The sequence below is a fragment of the Maritalea sp. YIW29 genome (assembly GCF_057219265.1).
Genome location: NZ_JBXVVF010000001.1, coordinates 679,519 through 697,569, shown reverse-complemented (window position 1 = coordinate 697,569; position 18,051 = coordinate 679,519). Strand labels below are relative to the sequence as shown.

Annotated in this window: 20 protein-coding genes; 9 read left to right on the top strand and 11 right to left on the bottom strand. The window is 48.9% G+C overall.

All coding sequences use genetic code 11. The features are described 5' to 3' along the window. Window positions 1-22: 22 nt before the first annotated feature. The 5 genes from rplJ to secE form a co-directional block, all read right to left on the bottom strand. Entirely contained in the window at window positions 23-544 is a 522-nt protein-coding gene (rplJ, locus tag AC2D8L_RS03440; protein ID WP_484684053.1) for a 50S ribosomal protein L10, read from the bottom strand. Window positions 545-905: 361 nt separating this feature from the next. Continuing rightward, window positions 906-1,601, bottom strand: a complete 696-nt coding sequence (gene rplA, locus AC2D8L_RS03435) for a 50S ribosomal protein L1 (protein WP_484684052.1) — start codon at window positions 1,599-1,601, stop codon at window positions 906-908. Window positions 1,602-1,606: 5 nt separating this feature from the next. Then, window positions 1,607-2,035 carry a 50S ribosomal protein L11 gene (gene rplK / locus AC2D8L_RS03430; RefSeq protein WP_269393986.1) on the bottom strand — a complete coding sequence of 143 codons (429 nt, stop codon included), beginning with the start codon at window positions 2,033-2,035 and terminating at the stop codon, window positions 1,607-1,609. Between the two features lie 114 nt (window positions 2,036-2,149). Beyond that, window positions 2,150-2,680 carry a transcription termination/antitermination protein NusG gene (gene nusG / locus AC2D8L_RS03425; protein WP_484684051.1) on the bottom strand — a complete coding sequence of 177 codons (531 nt, stop codon included), beginning with the start codon at window positions 2,678-2,680 and terminating at the stop codon, window positions 2,150-2,152. Between the two features lie 32 nt (window positions 2,681-2,712). Further along, the gene (gene secE, locus AC2D8L_RS03420) at window positions 2,713-2,907 is read right to left on the bottom strand and encodes a preprotein translocase subunit SecE (protein WP_284366341.1); all 195 of its coding nucleotides are present in this window, start codon (window positions 2,905-2,907) and stop codon (window positions 2,713-2,715) included. 240 nt (window positions 2,908-3,147) lie between these two features. Here secE and AC2D8L_RS03415 point away from each other — a divergent pair, with 240 nt between their 5' ends. Next, complete coding sequence (locus tag AC2D8L_RS03415; protein WP_484684050.1) at window positions 3,148-3,783, top strand: LysE family translocator; 636 nt, start codon at window positions 3,148-3,150, stop codon at window positions 3,781-3,783. Here AC2D8L_RS03415 and AC2D8L_RS03410 read toward each other — a convergent pair whose 3' ends face one another. After that, window positions 3,784-4,113 carry a winged helix-turn-helix transcriptional regulator gene (locus AC2D8L_RS03410; protein ID WP_484684049.1) on the bottom strand — a complete coding sequence of 110 codons (330 nt, stop codon included), beginning with the start codon at window positions 4,111-4,113 and terminating at the stop codon, window positions 3,784-3,786. Between the two features lie 73 nt (window positions 4,114-4,186). Here AC2D8L_RS03410 and AC2D8L_RS03405 point away from each other — a divergent pair, with 73 nt between their 5' ends. Beyond that, window positions 4,187-4,489 (top strand): YciI family protein, encoded by a 303-nt coding sequence (locus AC2D8L_RS03405; protein ID WP_484684048.1) that lies wholly within the window; start codon window positions 4,187-4,189, stop codon window positions 4,487-4,489. Window positions 4,490-4,511: 22 nt separating this feature from the next. On the opposite strand, the gene AC2D8L_RS03400 is transcribed toward AC2D8L_RS03405, so the two are convergent. Beyond that, window positions 4,512-5,603, bottom strand: coding sequence for a serine hydrolase domain-containing protein (locus tag AC2D8L_RS03400; protein WP_484684047.1), 1,092 nt, complete (start codon window positions 5,601-5,603; stop codon window positions 4,512-4,514). 261 nt (window positions 5,604-5,864) lie between these two features. On the opposite strand from AC2D8L_RS03400, the gene AC2D8L_RS03395 reads away from it, so the two are divergent. Together AC2D8L_RS03395 and AC2D8L_RS03390 are read left to right on the top strand one after the other, a co-directional pair. Then, entirely contained in the window at window positions 5,865-6,179 is a 315-nt protein-coding gene (locus AC2D8L_RS03395; protein WP_484684046.1) for a hypothetical protein, read from the top strand. A 5-nt stretch (window positions 6,180-6,184) separates the two neighbouring features. Further along, window positions 6,185-6,673 (top strand): PadR family transcriptional regulator, encoded by a 489-nt coding sequence (locus tag AC2D8L_RS03390; protein WP_484684045.1) that lies wholly within the window; start codon window positions 6,185-6,187, stop codon window positions 6,671-6,673. A 96-nt stretch (window positions 6,674-6,769) separates the two neighbouring features. Here the strand turns inward: AC2D8L_RS03390 and AC2D8L_RS03385 are convergent, their stop codons facing one another. Further along, the gene (locus tag AC2D8L_RS03385; protein WP_484684044.1) at window positions 6,770-7,642 is read right to left on the bottom strand and encodes a YHYH protein; all 873 of its coding nucleotides are present in this window, start codon (window positions 7,640-7,642) and stop codon (window positions 6,770-6,772) included. 210 nt (window positions 7,643-7,852) lie between these two features. On the opposite strand from AC2D8L_RS03385, the gene AC2D8L_RS03380 reads away from it, so the two are divergent. Further along, window positions 7,853-8,506, top strand: coding sequence for a hypothetical protein (locus AC2D8L_RS03380; protein ID WP_484684043.1), 654 nt, complete (start codon window positions 7,853-7,855; stop codon window positions 8,504-8,506). A 59-nt stretch (window positions 8,507-8,565) separates the two neighbouring features. On the opposite strand, the gene AC2D8L_RS03375 is transcribed toward AC2D8L_RS03380, so the two are convergent. The 3 genes from AC2D8L_RS03375 to AC2D8L_RS03365 form a co-directional block, all read right to left on the bottom strand. Next, a complete protein-coding gene (locus AC2D8L_RS03375; protein ID WP_484684042.1) occupies window positions 8,566-9,207 on the bottom strand; it encodes a PEBP family protein in 642 nt (213 codons plus the stop codon). 125 nt (window positions 9,208-9,332) lie between these two features. Continuing rightward, window positions 9,333-10,043: a DUF5995 family protein gene (locus tag AC2D8L_RS03370; RefSeq protein WP_484684041.1), complete on the bottom strand. Its 711-nt coding sequence runs from the start codon at window positions 10,041-10,043 to the stop codon at window positions 9,333-9,335. Continuing rightward, on the bottom strand, window positions 10,040-12,334 hold the full coding sequence (locus AC2D8L_RS03365) for an efflux RND transporter permease subunit (RefSeq protein ID WP_484684040.1): 2,295 nt from the start codon (window positions 12,332-12,334) through the stop codon (window positions 10,040-10,042). The genes AC2D8L_RS03370 and AC2D8L_RS03365 overlap by 4 nt, the downstream gene beginning before the upstream one ends. Before the next feature lie 233 nt (window positions 12,335-12,567). On the opposite strand from AC2D8L_RS03365, the gene AC2D8L_RS03360 reads away from it, so the two are divergent. The 4 genes from AC2D8L_RS03360 (at window position 12,568) to AC2D8L_RS03345 (ending at window position 18,031) form a co-directional block, all read left to right on the top strand. Beyond that, complete coding sequence (locus AC2D8L_RS03360; RefSeq protein WP_484684039.1) at window positions 12,568-14,397, top strand: ABC transporter ATP-binding protein; 1,830 nt, start codon at window positions 12,568-12,570, stop codon at window positions 14,395-14,397. A gap of 811 nt (window positions 14,398-15,208) precedes the next feature. Beyond that, the gene (locus AC2D8L_RS03355) at window positions 15,209-16,066 is read left to right on the top strand and encodes a MurR/RpiR family transcriptional regulator (RefSeq protein ID WP_484684038.1); all 858 of its coding nucleotides are present in this window, start codon (window positions 15,209-15,211) and stop codon (window positions 16,064-16,066) included. A 67-nt stretch (window positions 16,067-16,133) separates the two neighbouring features. Beyond that, window positions 16,134-17,282, top strand: coding sequence for an o-succinylbenzoate synthase (gene menC, locus AC2D8L_RS03350; protein ID WP_484684037.1), 1,149 nt, complete (start codon window positions 16,134-16,136; stop codon window positions 17,280-17,282). Next, window positions 17,279-18,031 (top strand): GNAT family N-acetyltransferase, encoded by a 753-nt coding sequence (locus tag AC2D8L_RS03345; protein ID WP_484684036.1) that lies wholly within the window; start codon window positions 17,279-17,281, stop codon window positions 18,029-18,031. Before menC ends, AC2D8L_RS03345 begins: the two co-directional genes overlap by 4 nt. Window positions 18,032-18,051 lie beyond the last annotated feature (20 nt).

Genomic DNA, 18,051 nt, shown 5'->3' with positions numbered 1-18,051 from the left:
CTGTGGTTTTGATGCGAAGGCGCTATGCCGCTTCTTCGCCCTTTGTAGAATATGCTGAGATAACCCGAGCAACTTGACCACCAGGTGCATTGAGGATTGCAGCGATGTTTGTTGCAGGCTGTTTAACAAGACCTGCAAGTTTCGCACGCAATTCATCAAGACTTGGAAGTTCAGCCAAGGCTGCAACGCTTTTGGCGTCGAGCTTGGTTTCACCCATCGCGCCACCAAGAACAACATACTTGTCATTGCCCTTAGCGAATTTGGCAGAAATTTTTGCTGCCGTGATTGGGTCTTGTGCGTAAGTCAACACTGTTGGACCGGTGAGGTATTCACCGAAATCCGCAATGTCAGCATTTTCAAGAGCGAGCTTGGCAAGGCGGTTTTTCGCAACTTTAACTTGGCCACCGGCTTGTTTCATCTGCACGCGCAGATCTTCCATGTCGGCAACTGTCAAGCCTGAATAATGAGCTACAACGACAGAACCAGACGCGTTAAACGCATCTTGCAATGACGATACCAGCTCTCGCTTTTCCGCTTTATCCACTGCTTCTCTCCACTAAAGGTTCAAGGTCTCCCTCAAACCGTTACAGTTTTGATGCTTTGTTCTTCCAATCAATTCAGATGACCAAAGCAACGGTGAAATGCCTGCCAACCTGAAATGACCAAACAAAGCTTGGGCAAAACTGGTTTGTTCGAACCGAAACATTCAAACGCCCATTCGGGCAAATTCCGTATCGGTTGTCACGCCGTCTATTGTTGGCTGGAATATCAAGTCCCTTCACGGAACGCCTACAGTCTCGGACAGGTCTTAATTCAAATCCCCCTGAGGAGATCTGAAATCGGGTGACTAAAGCCACCCGAATTCTTTTGTTTGAGCACTTACGTGCTCATCAACAATTCGCCAATTAGGCTTGAACTGATGACACGTCAACATGAACACCAGGGCCCATTGTTGAAGTCAAAGCAACACGCTGAATGAATGTGCCTTTTGCGCCAGCTGGTTTTGATTTTTGAACCGCGTCAGCAAAAGCTTTTACGTTCTCAACCAATTTCGCTTCGTCAAATGATGCCTTACCAACACCTGCATGCAGAATGCCAGATTTCTCAGCGCGGAACTCAACTGAACCTGCTTTTGCAGCCGCAACAGCCGTTTTCACGTCTGGCGTCACTGTGCCCACTTTAGGGTTTGGCATCAGGTTACGAGGACCCAATACTTTACCCAAGCGACCAACAAGAGGCATCATGTCTGGTGTGGCAATACAACGATCGAAATCGATTTTGCCTTTAAGAACTTCATCAACAAGCTCTTCTGCACCAACAACATCTGCACCAGCAGCTTTTGCTTCGTCAGCTTTTGCATCACGAGCAAAAACAGCAACACGAACTGAACGGCCAGTGCCGTTTGGCAGTGCAATCACACCACGAACCATTTGGTCAGCGTGACGTGGATCAACACCCAAGTTCATTGCAATTTCAATTGTCTCGTCGAACTTTGAAGTCGCATTGCTTTTTACAAGCGCAATAGCTTCTTCCAAGTTGTAAAGTTTTTTACGGTCAACAGCTTCACGAGCAGCGACGGTACGTTTACCTAGTTTAGCCATTCTCGTTACCCCTGAACCTCAAGACCCATCGCGCGAGCTGAACCTGCGATTTGTGCCATCGCCGCTTCAATTGTGTCCGCGTTTAGATCTTGGATTTTCTTTTCTGCAATTTCGCGCAACTGGTCCTGCGAAATAGAACCCGCAACTTCGTGACCTGGTTTTTGTGAACCTTTAGGCAAGCCCAAAGTCTTCAACAAAAAGTAGCTCACTGGCGGTTGCTTCATTGTGTATGTGAAGCTTTTGTCCGCAAAAATGGTAATCGTCACCGGAATAGGTGAGTTCTTTTCCATTTCCTGTGTTGCAGCGTTGAAACCCTTACAGAATTCCATGATGTTCAAACCACGTTGACCCAATGCTGGGCCAATCGGGGGTGACGGCGAAGCTGCGCCAGCCGGCACTTGGAGCTTCAAATAGCCCTCAATCTTTTTTGCCATTTTGTTGCCTTTTCAAATGCGTCCGCACCATGCGGACATTCACAACAGCGTGGTACAAGGTGTTATGTGCTGATTTGGCCAACCAGCACCCTCTCCCACACGGGGGTTTAATGGTTAGGCTTTTTCAACCTGACCATATTCCAGTTCAACCGGGGTCGCCCGGCCGAAGATAGAAACTTCAACTTTAAGACGCGCGCGTTCTTCATCAACCTCTTCAACCACACCGTTAAAGCTAGCGAATGGTCCGTCCGACACGCGAACGCTCTCACCAACTTCAAAGCTGATTGACGGCTTTGGCCGCTCAACACCTTCTTGTACTTGATGCAGAATTGAATTTGCCTCAGCTTCTGAAATTGGGATTGGCTTATGCTCAGAACCCAAAAAGCCAGTTACTTTTGGCGTATTCTTAATCAAGTGGAATGTCTCATCAGTCAGTTCCATTTTAACAAGAACATAACCGGGAAAAAATTTGCGCTCTGCGTCAACCTTGCGGCCACGACGTACTTCAACAACTTTCTCAGTCGGCACGAGTACTTTTTCAAACAAATGATCAAGGCCAGTGGCCACAATCTTTTCTTCGATTGACTCGGCGACTTTGCGCTCAAAGTTTGAATAGGCCTGGACGATATACCAGCGTTTTGCCATCAGTAAAAAACCCTACCGTTTATCATCAATACTCAGCCAATGCTGAGCAACAATCCTACAAACCAAGCTACAACTTGATCCGCCGCCAAAAAGAACACGCTGGCCAAAGCCACCATGATCAAAACCATAATGGTTGAAACCAAAGTTTCATTGCGGGTTGGCCATACGACCTTCGCAACTTCCGAACGGACTTGCTGCAAAAATGTGAACGGGTTTGTCCGCGCCATAAAATTCCCTTGAGTTTCAACACGAAAATGTTTCCGTGTGTCCATAACCAAATAGCCGCGCGAGTCGCCCGCACGGCTGGAAGTGCTGTATTAGACCTTCATTTACGAAAACGCAACCCCTTTTGCCGGGTTGAAAGTCATCATCGGACAGCCAAGATTTGATAAGTCTTGCGGGGATCTGAATTGGTATATAGAAATTGGGTACCACAATTTCAAGTGCCCCGCCCCTAAGAGCCCCTTATGACCTTCCAAACTTGGCTAGCATTTTGCGCCATTGCTGCCCTCAATATCTTTAGCCCCGGCCCTGCCATCCTGCTTGCCATCAGCAATGGCGCGACCAAAGGCATGTTTGCCGCGCTATGCCAAGCATTGGGCAACGCGCTAGGGTTATTCGTAGTGTCCGTCGCCTCAATCATTGGTGTCGGCGCCGTTTTGGCCGCATCAGCAACAGCGTTTATGATCGTCAAATTGTTGGGCGCGGGCTACCTCATCTATTTGGGGATTAAACAAATTCGGTCCCGCAACAATGGTGCATTGGGTAGCGCAGCAAAATCAAAAACCGAACGCACTTATCGCTCCATATTTTGGGAGGGCTTTTCCATCGCGGTCACGAACCCCAAAGCCATTCTGTTCTTCATTGCCCTGTTTCCATTGTTCCTTGACCATAATAAAGACATAACAAGCCAGTTCTTGATTATGACCGTTTCATTTCAGATGATCTCAATCGTGTCTCTAACCGGATACGCCTTGCTGTCCCGCGTAGCGAAATCGCTATTTGCCCGTGAAAGCTTCATGCGCGGCTTTAAAACCGTTACGGGCGGATTATTCATCGCTCTTGGATTGGGCTTGCTCAAAGTGAGCGCTGCACAGCGATAGTCATTCACCCACCGCATTGCTCCAAACCGACGACCAGCTGCGCAAACCGTCTAGTTCCCTCATCAAGTCATCCCCCAAATCACTCAGCGCATAACCGTTGGCACCTGCTTGCAGCAATTTAGCTTCTGTTAGCTGTTTAAGTCTGCCGTTGAGTACCGACGGGGAGACGCCCCCACACTTTTTCTGCAATGCACGAAAAGTCAGTTCAACGCCGCGAAGCTCCCACATGATCCGCAAGTTCCAGCGCCGCCCAAGCAAATCAAACAACGCCATAATAGGCACGCCAGTTGTTGATCCGCGTACATTTTTGTTGGGTAAAGGTGTAGACATAAGCCCGCTTCTATTTTAGTAGCAATATTGCAATGCTTCTAATTTAGTAGCAAACACTGAAAAGGCAACCGAAATGTTTCTCGTAGATTTCAAATTCAATGATGTGGACCAACTCACACAAGAACTATCACTGCAACACCGCGCGCACTTAGCAACAGCTTACAGCGATGGGAAACTTTTGTTTGGCGGTCCAAAAGTGCCGCGAACAGGCGGGTTGATTATATCAGTGCACGACAACCAGCACGAACTCGAGGAGCTTTTGGAAACAGACCCAATCGTTAGCGAAAATCTAGCTACCTATGAAATCATCGAATTTTCGGCAGCGCTGATGACAGATTCAATGTCCCCAATTCTTGCGCCATTTATTTCGCTTTGAATTTGGTCGGCTGACAACAAAACTAAGACACAATCGCACCAATTACACCTGAAATGAAATCTTGCTCATTCCAGCGCGTCGGGCCGTTGCCAATCTTAGCGACAACTAAATCTAGTGAAGGCACGACATAACAACGATTGGTGTTATGCCCCTCTAGCGCAAACATGTCTTTTGGAAGACCGGGCCAATGGGTGCCTGAACTGTTCACCCAAAATCCAAATCCATATTCGGGGTTATGTTCTTGCGACGACTGTGTGGCAGCAACTGCCCAATCGCGGGGCACGATTTGCTTATCCTGCCATTCGCCCTGCTTCGACATGAGATAGCCAAATCGGCAAATGTCTCGCGCCGAAATATGCATCCCAACATGGGCACATGTGTGTGGGCCGATAAAGTGCCCACCACCGAGCGTGTCCCAACTGGCCGTCTCTATACCAACCGGCCCGAACAATCGCTCTTGCATGTAGTCGGCCATGCTTTTCCCGGCAACATGGGCGAAGATCAAAGATAAGTGGGTCATTGCCGGGTCGCTATAGTCCCAATGCGTGCCCGGATCAGCGACCAGCTTGGCCGCAGAGCGCCCGTAAAAATTGTCGCAATAGCCAAGGGCATGTTCAAACGGCCCCTCACCCAAATGCGTCGGCACACCATAAAGCCCTTCCGCCTCCCCCGGAATGCCAGACGTCATCGTCAGCAAATGCCGAAGGGTGATTTCCGACTTTTTCGGATCAGAAAGTTCGAAATCAGCTGGCAGCAATGAATAGGCAGGCGTTTCAATGGTGACATCGGCCTTGTTCGGCAGACGGCCAGTGGCGCAATCATCCAACAACATGCCCCATGCGGTGCACGAAAATGACTTGGTGCACGACCAAACATCAAATCGCGAGCTGGAACGCCCCATAAAGCTATATTGCTCAGCAACTAGCTTTCCATGCCGTATGATCGAAATGGAATAAGTTTGCCCACCGAACAAAAATTCCTGAAGCTCCAGCACATGCGATAGTTTCACATGGTCGAAACCCACTTCAGATAAGTTAGATTTTGACCTGTCGAGCAACTGCCATCCACCTTCAGATTCAGCGGGCGGAAAATAGTTCTCATTCAGAGGTTTCATTTTTGGGCTCACAATGTGCTGAGTACGCGGCATGTTTTAGTTGCTCGCTTTCGGTCGGCGAATGCTGCGCTAGATTGACCAGTTTTGCAATTAGAATTGCAACGGCCCAAGGCGCCTCAAAGAATTATGCAAAAAACCTCAGCCAACAACGCCACACGATACGCCGCATATCAGCCACTAACCAAAATATGCTGCCGCTCTTGCATCAACAAAGAAACACACCATATAGTCAATATTGACTAATCAAAATGGAGTAAATCAATGAACCCTTCCTATACATTTGTTTCTGTATCCACGGCAAAACATGGAAAACTGGATGATCTAATGCGGATCGCCGCCAGTCCAGCTGAGAAAATGGACAATGAAATCGATGGAATTATCGCGCGGCAAGTTGGCGTTGACCGAGAAAGAAACACAGTCGTCGTTTGGGTAACGTTTGACAAGAAAGAGACCTTGTATCAGTACTTGGAGACCGAACAGGGCAAACAAAATCATGGTGACGAGAACGAGATGGCTGAAATTGTCGACACCTTTGAGATGTATGACTTGTCGCCATATTCATCGCGATTGGGCTAATCAACTTGAATACTGCTGAAACAAAAGAACTAGCGGTGCTCGCTGTGCTCAACATGCACAGCGCGCACGGATACGCCATTGCGAAGTCGCTGCAGGCAACATTTGGCCCTTTGCTTGGCCTCAGCAGAGCCAACATCTATGCAATTTTAGGCCGTTTTCAGCAACGCGGCTGGATCACAAGCGTCATTGAAGCTGGCGACACCAGACCAGATCGCGAAATATTCTCTATCACGGCGCTGGGAAAAGAAAGTTTGAAGTCACTTCAGGAGACGGCCACAAATGCTGCCTTGTTGCCCACTTCACCACTTTTAGCCCTGCTGATGTCAATCGATGACAATTCACCAAAACTCGACATCAAGACACTCGTCAGCGAACGAAAAAAAGCACGTGCTGAACTCCAAAAACTTAAAAACGAACACCCCAGCAGTAAGCCCGTCGAATTGAGCATCCAACTCGTTGAACTCGAACTAAAGTTCTTGCAAGATATCGGCTAGGATCACCAGATTTTAAGCAATCAAAAAACCAATTGCCTCTCAGTCAGACACCGAAAGGCAATCGCGGGTTCAACCGTAATTTCGTTCAATTCGCACTTACTTCACCGGCGTTCCGACAAAACACCCGATCGTATAAGGATACTCGTCGGTTAGATGATAGTGATAAATCTCTTGCTCCACGCCATCCCAAACAACAGTTTCAACATGGCCGTGGCAGGCATCAAGATCGTCATTGCTTAGATGTTCACCGCCAGCGCCTTCCATGCCGAATATGCCAAAACCGTCTAATGCATAGCCGACAAGACCGGAATGACCGTCAGCGGTTTCTTCCTGAGCCACCATGCAAGACGATGCATTGTGATAGTGATAGATGCCGTTGCGTTCAGGGTGGCCATTGCACTCATCTTGAATTTCGTGGGCAGGTGCATCGTCACCACGCGCATCCAGCGCATTAAAGATTGCCGCTCCTGAGAGCGAAATGCCAATCATCCCCATAGGCACACAACTTTCCACTGACGCTATCTCAGGGTCAGCAGGCAAATGCAGAGAAAGGTTCTGCGCCTGAATTGAATTGGGATTTCGATCATATTGATAAGCATCGTCAGATCTTTGAACTGGATAAACGCCTGTGCCATGGGTGGGCAACATATTCGACGTTACAATTCTTGTGTTACCACTTATCGACACCTCAACACCGCCGCCAGACCATTGCACATCACCGTCAACGGTTGGCTTAAGTTCTGGATACCAATAGTCACCAACTATCCAATCGCCGCTTGCCTGAGCACCTGGCGCGTTCGGATTGAACAGATGTTGGCAAGAATAAACATTATCGACCATTGGTGACGACGAAACCTGCCCATCGCCCAACGGCAATTTGTCACCATGCGCATAGACATTCGTTAGTCCCGAAATACCGATCAGCCCGCTTAGCCCAATCGCCAAAATTTTCCTATTGCAGTCAAACATTTTCAATTCTCCTTCGCACCCCGTAGAACCAAATGTACGTGCAGACTTCCGAAATTAGCTAGTTAAGGTTTTGTAATTACATGAATTTTTGGCAATGTTGCAGAATGAACGGCGTGCCTGAGCCGAAACTGAAATGTCCGTTCAGCTATGGTTCAGCCATTCTCCATCAAGTTGCGCCCAACAACGACAAAACAAAATAAAGGGCACAACATGAAACGCACATCAAAAACAATCTTGGCACTTACATTGGTTGCAGCAGCAATGGCACCAACCACGTCTTACGCTAAAGATTGGCTGCAAAGCGTACAGATCTCTAAGGACGGAATTGACGTCATCCCCATTGAGGTAAGTTCAAACGGTTCGAACTACACAAGCATCAAAACCAATTCTCATCGGTTCTTGTTTGGGCTATATGCCCGCGCTACCAGCGGCGAACGAATTGTCGGCGCAGCACTCAGCTCTAAATACGCAGACTTTTTTGAGTCACTCGACGCATCAGAATGGCGCAAGAGATTTCGGGGTCGTGAAGTCGGCTCAGGTTCTTTGCGGACATGGAGCAAACACTACACACCGCATGTCCCGATCAGCAAACTCAACTGGGTCGGCGGAAACCCGGTCGAAAAATGCAACGCGCTACTTGCCAACAAACGTCAGAATGGCACTTCTCGGGTTGCTGTGCTCAATCACAAACAAACAACTTCTGCAGTCGCTCAATTCAGCTTTCAAGCCGTTGCAGCACGCAAGAACAAAGCCAAAAACAACAGTTGGAACATTGGTAGCTCAGACACTGAAAACCGAACACTAAACTACACTGTGCGTGTTTCATGCCTTCCAAATACGATGGGCGGCAAAATCGGCAACTAACACCCTAATATTTCAACGCCTTGGCTACCTGCTGGGGCGTTGAGCCATTTCACCCAACCTCAATTGATCACTTTTCGGCACAATATAGTATTGTCGGTTTCAAGATTCGCGCCCCAGATGAGTTGCGCATCACTTTCCCAATTGATTTGGTCATACCCATCTTTTGGACGGACATCACTTTCCGCATAGACCGAGGCACTGGCCCAACCTGAATCATCGAAACCAAGCGCAGTCCAGCCTTCTGGTTCTTCCGTGGCAGAAAATCCGCAGGCGCCCTCACCGGCAACAGGATTGTCTTCTTTCGCACATGATTTATTTGACGGCGCTTGATGGATCACCAAGCAACGCCAACTCGCGTCAGTCAATGCCACGGCAGTTCCTTGTTCGTCTTTGACTTGAACGATAACACCACCATCGCCCATCTGCTGTTTTCGCGTTCCGATATATTCAAGGCCAGTATCATTTTCCTTGAAGTCCTTCGCGATCAAACCAATGATAAACGGCTTGTCGGCAGTGAAGGAAAAACTTTCAGCATTGAATGAACGCTCAGTGGTGATCGGCACACTATCTTCAGCCACCTTCTCGCCATTCACGTAGAACGCAAACCAATTGTCTGCCCAAACATCGGCAGAAAACGTTTCCGCAAATGCGCCCTGAGCAAGTAGAAGTGTAACTGGCAGGGATAAAAGTACATGGCGCATGGTGTCTGTCTCCAAGAGTTGATGTCTTAAAAATAGACTATCCTCGAAACGTCTCGCATGGCCAGTTAAGCTTTGGACATCTACATTAACAATCGCCCACAATTGAACCGATTAAGCAAAGGCCATTAGAGCCGTGCGGGCGACCTAAACTGACTAGAATCCCGCAGCGCCAATCGCCGCCAGCGCTGAAAAAGAAACAACCAAAACGGCTTTCCGTGTTTAATTGCCAGATCCGTCAATTGCGAAACAACACTTGCATGAAACATATGCGCGTTACGCCGGGATCGAACGAAGTCCCGAGCGGCCTGCAAGAACAAAAGGTCGGTTTCAGTTCCAAGAAGAATCTGGCGAACTTCTTGCTCATCAGGTTCAACGCCATTAAGTTCAAAATAGTCTGTCTTCGCCAATCCAATGGCCTGCGCCAAATCAAACCGAACGTGGGCGCGAACGCCAAAATACAGCAAATACCAGCGCTTCGCTTTGTCTTTGTTGCTTAGAATTTTGTCTGCAACATTAAAATACGGCTTCCAATGACGCGCACTGGTCTCGTCATTCGTTCTAAGCACATCGCGTACATACTTTTTATATAGTTCATAAAAGCGAACGATGACCAAATAAGCGAACTCCGACCCCTCATTTTGATCCAAATGCGCCAACCAATGCCGGGTTGAATGTAAATATAAATTTGCGAACACATCATGCGGGCACGTATTACATTGAACTTTGGACGTTGCTACTTGCTGCTCAATCATGGCTAAAACTTCATGCGCCGCACTTCTTGCGATGTGCGTGTGATCACATCTGCTGGCCGTAATGAAGTTTGAGCCGGAGGTCATGTGGTGTCGCCTCCACCGGCCGAAACAACACCATCACGCCTATGCGCGAAAAGGTTGCGATAGACTTTTAGCCTCAAAAGTGCGGGCAGCAATATCAAGTCTGCAGCCAATGCGACAATGAACGTCAAAATCAACATTTGGCCAAACAAACGCACCGTGTCGAAACCGCTAATCGTGGTGGAGCCCAACCCAACGACCAGCAGAACGGTCGTCACAATCATGACGTAGCCAGCCTTGCTCATCGAAGCATCAATTGCGCCCTGCACGTCCAATCCTTTCATCCGCTCTAGCCTGTATCGTGAAATAAAATGAATTGAATCGTCAATAGCAATCCCGAAAGCAACCGTCAGCGCCAGCACCGCAGATGGCGTCAAAAGCCCCGCATTCAGAAAATGCAAAGCAGCCGAAGTGACCAGCAACGGCAAGATATTGGGCAGCGCCAACAAGGCAATCAGCGACCATCGTTTAAACGCCAGCGCCACAATCAACACCGCAACAATACATGCGCTAAATAGACCAATATTAAGCTGCGAAATGACCGAAATAGATTCATGTCGCATTATCACCGGCAACCCGACAATCTGGCTGGCGTCGTGCGCCACAGCAAACGCCTCAATTTTGTCATACATCAACAAAGACGCTTCATCCCGCATTGGTTCAGGCATCAGCACCAAAATCCGCACTTTCCCCAAATCAGCGTCATAAACCTGACGGGTCAGCTGCGCCGGAATGGACGACAACTGCTCTTTTGAGAGCATTGTTTGATCACCGCCAAACCATCCAGTGAAATCTGAAAAAGAAACAACGCGATAATTGGGGGCGAGTTCCCGAAGTTCCTTGGTTATGCCTTGAAGCTTGGACCATCCATCAACTGCCTCGACATTCAGGTCTTCGCCAGAATCAAACTCCAACCACATCCGGAAAAACCCACCAAATTCATCGTCAATAATGGCATTGGATTGCCGCACTTCACTCGACGCGGGCAAGTTTTGATAAAGCGGAAACCAAACCTTAGTCTGCGAGAAGCCCCAGATGCCGACGATGACGGTGACAACCGAAAGCAAGATCACAATATGACTTCTCGAACTCGACCAACGCGTGATCATCCGTGGCATTTGCAACCACGATATCGCCTTTAGTGGCTTTGTCGATTTCGTCACCGTCAGCCGCGCAATGATGGGGAAAGACAAGATGACCGCAAAATAGGCGACGATGACGCCAAGGGCGCCCAAAATGGCAAACTCAATAAGCTGATCATTCTGCGAAACCAAAATACATGCAAAGGCGATTGCCGTGGTCAATGCCGTCAACGCACAAGCAGGACCGATTTCGCGTACACTATTATCAATTCGGTCTGTCAGCGGCACCGCATCGTCGGCCCGGCGGAAATGTAGTGCCAAATGCACACTGTCCGCCATCCCCAATACCAGCACCAAAATCGGCACAATATTGGAGATCACCGTCATAGGGATGCCCAAAAGTGGAAATAGGGCCAAGGAAAACACAAGCCCGAAACCTGCAGGTGCAACGGTCAAAATCGACGTCCTGATGTCTTTGAACATCAGCAGTGAAACGACAAACGCCAAAACCGCGCCGACAAAGTTCAGCGCCAACAACTCAAACTTGATCAGGTCGACAACTTCGACAGAAATCGCATCCTTGCCCGCAATTACAATCGAAAGTTCTTCAGTCTCAAACTGCTCTGCCAGCACGTCAAGACCTTCGAGCCCACTGCGAACCGTTCCGCCATTGGCCAAAAAATCGATTGAGATTGAAACGAGCGCAATATTTCTTTTTTCCGAAAGCAACGCATGAAATGCTGGATTGGCCAACTCAAACTGGTCAAATCGCTCGATCTGCGCTTTGCCGGTCAATTCAGGCCGATAAACAGGTTCATTTGCAAACAATTTATGACCCGGCGGAAACCGCAAAACGGTCGGCGCAATAACCCGCGATACCCCATCAAAGAGGCCAAGCTCCAAACTCAATTCACTGAGCACTTCAAAGTCATCTTGAGTAAATGGTTTTTGGCTCGAAACCAGCAGCTGCACATCAGAACCGTCAGCACCCACAGAACCTGCAAACGCCTCAAACTGCTTTGCCTGGTCACTATTGGATGAAAACACCCGCTGAATATCTTCGTCGAATTTCAAATTGGGCAGAAGGATCAAACAAATCAGTGTGCCAATTGCCAAGGCAATCGCCGCCAATTTTGGCCTCTGCGCCGCAAATATGCCCGGCCACTCCAAGCCAAATCCATGTCTCATCCGCGCATCGTACAAAGGGAACATTTTTGGTCAAGGCCATTACCGTGTCCACAGCCTTCATACCCCCTACAATTCGCAGAAAAATGGATAGCAAGCCACTTGACGCGAGTCGTGGTCCATCATAGCTTCAGGCAACTAGATGAAATAGGAGATGACCAGATGACACAAGTAAAAGGAAAGTTCGCCTAAGCGAATTTCGACTGCTGTTCGGCGCTGCGCCGCCAGCTCATCTGACCAAATTTCTCTAGGATTTCCTAATGATTAAATTGCTTGCGGATCTTGTTGACCCGTTCCGGCGCCATGGCGACAGCACCCCTGCGTCCAGCGCTCTGACTTTCATTGTTCAACAAATGCGTCCTTTACGTTGGATCATTGCTTTTAGCTTCGCGACATCCATCTTTGCCGCCCTAATTGAAGTGTGGCTGATCTATTATGCTGGCCGCTTGATCGATAATCTCATCCGCATCTCGCCGGCACCGATTTGGCAGGAAGTGGGATTTGAATTGATCCTCGCGGCCCTCGTCTTGCTCGTGTTGCGCCCCGCTATGGCACTGCTGAACGAAGCGATGGACGATATTGCCTTTCGCCCCGCGTCCGTCAGTCTGATCCGGTGGCGCGCCCACAAACACATAATGAAACAGCCCGTTGGATGGTTCACGAAACAACAATCCGGCCAGCTCGCCTCAAGGGTTCGAGAACTCGGTGTATCGGCGACCAATGTGACCTATGCCGCCCTGCATACCCTCACCTATGTCATGACGTATTTCATATGTTCAGTGTGGCTGTTCGCCACGATAGATCTGCGTTTTACAATTCCACTATCTATTTGGGCTGCGTTATACATTGCCCATATGGTCTATGCCGTTCCACGCTTCCGCGACAATTACGAGCGGTTTGAGAACTCAAAGACCGATCTAACCAGCTTGCTGGTCGATACCTATGGCAGCATCGACACGGTCAAGATGTTCACCAATCAAGAGGAGGAAGACCCAAACGCCCTCTCGAAGTTTCGCAACGCATTTATAGCCTTTATCGGGGTGCAAAAATTCGAAGTGATGATCAATGTGGGCATGGTTTTTCTGACTAACTTGCTGATCGTTGGCCTCGTCGGTTATTCCATCTTCCTCTGGCAATCTGGTGCGGCCATGTTGGGCATGGTCGCCGCATCCCTCACCTTGGCCACACGCATTTCAGGCATGGCAGAATGGATGCTCGATTCTGTTGCATCAATCTATGGCAATATCGGCGCAACGCGCGAAGCATTGCGATCAATTGCGCAACCAATTGAAATGCCAGATGACCCAAAAGCACCTGCATTTCAGTTTGGCGGTGGCGCGATAGGCTTCCACAATGTCTCGCACCATTATGGCCAGGCCGTTGGAGGGCTCAACAATCTGACCCTCGACATCAAAGCAGCAGAAAAAGTGGCCCTGGTCGGCCCCTCTGGTGCCGGAAAATCCACCATCGTGAACTTACTTTTGCGGCATTTCCAACCAGAAACGGGCAAAGTTTTAGTCGACCAACAAGATATCGATCTCGTGCAGCAAGAAACGCTCAGGCGACATATTTCTTGGGTTGGACAGGACACGTCCCTACTCAACCGATCAATCAGCGAAAACATTGCCATTGGTCTGCCAAACGCCACCACTTCGGACATTGAGGCCGCAGCCAAAAAAGCAAGGGCTCATGACTTCATCAGCACACTGGCCGATCATCATGGCAATAGCGGAAACAACACCATCGTCGGCGAAAAAGGCGTGCGCCTGTCCGGCGGTCAAAAGCAACGTATCTCGTTAGCCCGTGCCCTATTGCGAAACGCACCCATCCTCATTTTGGATGAAGCAACTTCGGCCCTTGATTCTCAGGTGGAAGCCGAAATTCTGGAAGCACTCTACGCGTTCATGGCCGACAAAACCGTCATCGCCATCGCCCACCGGCTTTCCACCATTGCCCATATGGACAGAATTGCGGTGATCGAAGATGGGCAAGTCGTACAGCTTGGCCCACACAAAGAACTCGTCAAAGCAGATGGGCTTTACGCAGATTTGTGGCAAAAGCAGATCGGCGGCTCGCTCGGCAAAATATGACGATCAACTGATGAATCTGAGCGCAATTCAGCAGATTATTTGCAAATCATCACCCGTCATCCAACTATTGCGTTGGGTGGCGGGAGTTCAAGAATCGCAGGACCTTGCATAAACAAAGCCCAAAACACTCGACAACAATTTCAATGATTTAAATGGCAGGGGCGGAGAGACTCGAACTCACGACCCTCGGTTTTGGAGACCGAGGGCTTTTGTTTATTTCCAAAAGCTTAGCGCAAATCTGCTGCCTAACTACTTACATAAAATCAACGACTTACTAACATTTTGTCCAACGTCCCAATGTCAGCTGTGCGGACTTTTCAGACCTTCGCTAGGGCATCGCCAATTGGCAAGTCGGGCGGAAAGCGGAAACTCATTGCGCTTGGAACGTAGCCCACACTGCTATGCCAAACCGGACATTCAAGATATGGTTTCAAAATGCACATTTGAGGGCTGTCAGTATTTTGATGGGTAATCATTCAGACAAGAAAACAGGTAAATACTAATCACCCAGCATTTACGCGGAGACCATTTTTGAAATGCCCCAATCCGTTGTATTCTAAAAGTTGAAGCAAGCAGGTCCGGTTCTCATAAACTTCGTGGGTCTCGTCCTGCGTCAAAAGGTTGTACTCCAGAACTGAAGAAGAGCCTTGAATGAGTTGCCCACCATTCAAATTTCGCCATATTCTCTCCAAACAGCCAAGCAAGATGGTGTATCGACTCTCGAATTTGAAAGAAAACCAAAATTCATTGACATTTTGAAATAAATATTACCTATTTGAAGCATTGAGAATAGTTTTTGGGAAATGCTACCGTGAGCAAGTCTATCCGAGATCGTTTGACAAAAGCAATGCCGACGGCCTCTAAAGCTGAAAAGGCCATTGCTAACTATATGCTCACGTCATTGGCAACTTTGCCCTTTGAGACGGCGGCTAGCGTTGCCCAAAAGATCAAGGTCAGCGAGCCCACGGTCGGACGGTTTTGCAGGTCTTTGGGCTACCGCAGTTTTAAAGACCTTAAAGACCAGCTTAAACAAGATGTTGGAGATCGTCCGTGGTTGATAAGCGATAGACTACGCGATTGGCGAGATCGCGCACGGGCTGGAGAGGACCAACTCTCTCAGGGACTCGAACTCGAAATTGCAGCTTTGGTTGCTGTGTATGAGATAACTCAAACGCCAGAGTGGGCAAGGGCCGTAAAGCGGCTCGCCCATATGAAACGCGTCTATGCGACTGGCTTTCAAACCGAACGAGGCATGGCGCAGATATTCGTCAATCAACTACAATACTTGCGCGAAGATGTGCAATTGGTGGACTTAGCGGCGGGTAATTTCTCCGAAATTCTACTCTCGTCGGAAGAATCCTGTTTGGTAATCTTTGAAGCGCGTAGATATTCAAGATTGGCACAGGACTTAGCGCAACAAGCACATGCCGTCGGAATTCCTGTAACATTGGTTGTAGATGCATTTTGCGACTGGGGCCACGGGACTGCTGACGAGATATTCGTTGTACCGACAGAGTTCAATCTATTCTGGGAATCAACATCGCAAATGGCAAGCCTAATAAACTTGTTAGTAAACGGAGTTTTCATTGAATTGGGCCCAGAGGTGGAAGAGCGAATGAATAAGCTCGCGCAGCTATATAGTAAATTTACGGGCCATGTCGGCGACTAAAGGTCTGCGTGTGCAACGTAGATCTGAAGTCCGATGAACTAGACCTTTTTCTCACGGATGAAACATAATGACCGAAAACAACGATGCTATCAGCGCGGTCGATCAAGGCATTCTTATTGAATCTGCCGAACTCCGAATTGTCAGCCTGCCACTTCTCACACCCTTTGTGATTTCCACCGGAACCATGTCCGTGAAAACCTTTCCACTTCTCATTTTGAAGGGAGAGGGCCGCGAGGGTGTGGCAGAGGCTGTCATGGATCCTTTGCCTGACTATTTGGAAGAAACGATCGCAGGATCCGTGGCGTTCCTGCGGGAAGCATTACTCCCTGCTATTCTGGGTCGCCGTTTTCAATCGCCTTATGAACTGGCTCCTATTCTGAACCCTTGGCGCGGCAACCGCATGAGTAAGGCTGTTGTTGAAATGGCCTTTTGGGACTTGTGGGCTAAGTGGCTCAATGTGCCATTGAAGGCTGTTTTGGGTGGCAACGGGGTTGGGGTAGAGGTAGGGGTAAGTTTGGGTATTGATACCATCGAGAAAACGGTCGAACGTGTCAACGAAGCTGTCTCGGCTGGATACAAAAGAACCAAGTTGAAAGTCATGCAAGGACATGATGTCAAACTGGTGAAGGCTGTGCGTAAACATCATCCGAGTATCAAGCTCACTGTCGATGCAAATACGGCTTACGGCCTAGCCGACTTACCAACTTTGCAGGCTTTAGACGAATTCAATCTGGACTATATTGAGCAACCGTTGGCGTTTGACGACATTCACGACCACGCTCATGTGCAATCTGCTCTGAAAACGCCGATCTGTCTGGACGAAAGTATTCGATCTGCCAGCGACGCCCGCAAGGCGCTCCAAGCAGGCGCAGCCCGCGTCATCAACATCAAGTTGGGACGTGTTGGTGGATTTGCAACTGCTCGCGCCATTCATGATGTGAGCGAAGCTTTCGGAGCACCGGTTTGGTGCGGCGGCATGCTTGAAAGCGGCGTCGGGCGGGCACATAACATACATCTTGCAACCTTGAAGAACTTCACGAAACCAGGCGATACATCAAGCGCCAGTCGATATTTCCAGCGTGACATCATTCAAGAGAAACTAGAAACGACCAATGGGGTGATGCCAGTGCCAAACACAGGCCCCGGGATTGGTGTTTTACTTGACCATGACTACCTTGAAACTGTCACACAAAGCGTAGAGGAATTCAGAGCGTGACCGACAAACCCGGCACGTTGAAAATTCGGGACTTAGCGTCCATCGCTGAACTCAAAGCCGCTGAAATCCTGCAGATTGTTGTCTGGGGAGCTGATGATAAGCCGGATAACTCCGATTTACTGCTGGCCGTCCAACATTCTGGAGGTTTGGTTGCAGGTGCATTTGTCGACGATGAGCTGGTTGGGTTTTTATTTGCATTTCCAACCAGTGAACTGGGCACGCAGCAATCACATAGATTGGCTGTTCACCCGTCACGACAAGGGGCTGGGCTTGGTGCAAAACTAAAATGGTACCAGCATGACTGGTGCCTTGAGCGCGGCATCCAGACCGTGCGATGGACATATGATCCCTTGCGCGTTGCAAACGCTAAGCTCAACATCGATAAACTCGGGGCAACAGTTGGCACCTACCATGAAGACTATTATGGCGTAATGGAGGGAATAAATGCTGGCATTCCTAGTGATCGCCTAGTGGCTGAATGGCAGCTCAATTCGCCAGAAGTGCTGCAAAAGCATCCAAACTCCAAAGTTCACTCAAAAATCCAGCGACCAACCGCTGCGATTGAAGTGCCAATACCGCTAAACTTCAGCCAAATGCTTCAACAATCCCCAGACCAGGCCCTACAAGAGCGATTGCGCGTAAGGACATCACTTGTCGACGCATTTGCCAATGGATATCGGATCACCGGTTTTGACGTGGTGCAGAGTGCTTACATTTTGTCTCCGTCAATTCAAAAAATAGATCAATAAATTCGAACGCTAGGGCAACT

What these genes read in the sequence shown, in the direction of transcription:
- rplA (WP_484684052.1), bottom strand. Translation starts at nt 1,601, where the DNA reads ATGGCTAAACTAGGTAAACGTACCGTCGCTGCTCGTGAAGCTGTTGAC.
- rplK (WP_269393986.1), bottom strand. Translation starts at nt 2,035, where the DNA reads ATGGCAAAAAAGATTGAGGGCTATTTGAAGCTCCAAGTGCCGGCTGGC.
- nusG (WP_484684051.1), bottom strand. Translation starts at nt 2,680, where the DNA reads ATGGCAAAACGCTGGTATATCGTCCAGGCCTATTCAAACTTTGAGCGC.
- secE (WP_284366341.1), bottom strand. Translation starts at nt 2,907, where the DNA reads ATGGCGCGGACAAACCCGTTCACATTTTTGCAGCAAGTCCGTTCGGAA.
- AC2D8L_RS03415 (WP_484684050.1), top strand. Translation starts at nt 3,148, where the DNA reads ATGACCTTCCAAACTTGGCTAGCATTTTGCGCCATTGCTGCCCTCAAT.
- AC2D8L_RS03410 (WP_484684049.1), bottom strand. Translation starts at nt 4,113, where the DNA reads ATGTCTACACCTTTACCCAACAAAAATGTACGCGGATCAACAACTGGC.
- AC2D8L_RS03405 (WP_484684048.1), top strand. Translation starts at nt 4,187, where the DNA reads ATGTTTCTCGTAGATTTCAAATTCAATGATGTGGACCAACTCACACAA.
- AC2D8L_RS03400 (WP_484684047.1), bottom strand. Translation starts at nt 5,603, where the DNA reads ATGAAACCTCTGAATGAGAACTATTTTCCGCCCGCTGAATCTGAAGGT.
- AC2D8L_RS03395 (WP_484684046.1), top strand. Translation starts at nt 5,865, where the DNA reads ATGAACCCTTCCTATACATTTGTTTCTGTATCCACGGCAAAACATGGA.
- AC2D8L_RS03385 (WP_484684044.1), bottom strand. Translation starts at nt 7,642, where the DNA reads ATGTTTGACTGCAATAGGAAAATTTTGGCGATTGGGCTAAGCGGGCTG.
- AC2D8L_RS03380 (WP_484684043.1), top strand. Translation starts at nt 7,853, where the DNA reads ATGAAACGCACATCAAAAACAATCTTGGCACTTACATTGGTTGCAGCA.
- AC2D8L_RS03375 (WP_484684042.1), bottom strand. Translation starts at nt 9,207, where the DNA reads ATGCGCCATGTACTTTTATCCCTGCCAGTTACACTTCTACTTGCTCAG.
- AC2D8L_RS03370 (WP_484684041.1), bottom strand. Translation starts at nt 10,043, where the DNA reads ATGACCTCCGGCTCAAACTTCATTACGGCCAGCAGATGTGATCACACG.
- AC2D8L_RS03365 (WP_484684040.1), bottom strand. Translation starts at nt 12,334, where the DNA reads ATGTTCCCTTTGTACGATGCGCGGATGAGACATGGATTTGGCTTGGAG.
- AC2D8L_RS03360 (WP_484684039.1), top strand. Translation starts at nt 12,568, where the DNA reads ATGATTAAATTGCTTGCGGATCTTGTTGACCCGTTCCGGCGCCATGGC.
- menC (WP_484684037.1), top strand. Translation starts at nt 16,134, where the DNA reads ATGACCGAAAACAACGATGCTATCAGCGCGGTCGATCAAGGCATTCTT.